Annotated in this window: 1 protein-coding gene; it reads right to left on the bottom strand. The window is 57.6% G+C overall.

What is annotated here, in order from left to right; translation table 11 throughout:
- A partial coding sequence (locus tag IEV86_RS18075; RefSeq protein WP_229734740.1) for a hypothetical protein occupies window positions 1–182 on the bottom strand: 182 nt, incomplete at its 3' end.
- Between the last annotated feature and the right edge of the window lie 73 nt (window positions 183–255).

Below are 255 nucleotides of genomic sequence, written 5' to 3'. Positions count from 1 at the left end.
AACTTGGATTCGCCCTTGAACGCGCCAAAGATTGGGTTGCTGCCGATGCCACCTACCAGGCTGCCCAACATTTGGCGCCAGACGCCGGAAATATTGCCTTTCGTCGTGGACGATGTCTTAATGAGTTGGGCGACTTCGAGGACGCCGTGGCGCAATACCATGTCGCCATCCGGGGTGGACATCGCGTTGCGGACGCTTATTCCGCCGTGTATTCGGCTGAAGCCACCGCACCTTTATGGAAGCGTCTTGACACGC

The sequence above is a fragment of the Cellulomonas carbonis genome (assembly GCF_014636275.1).
Classification (GTDB): domain Bacteria; phylum Actinomycetota; class Actinomycetes; order Actinomycetales; family Cellulomonadaceae; genus Actinotalea; species Actinotalea carbonis.
Note: the sequence above shows the minus strand (reverse complement) of the source record. Positions and strands in the feature narration are given on the sequence as shown.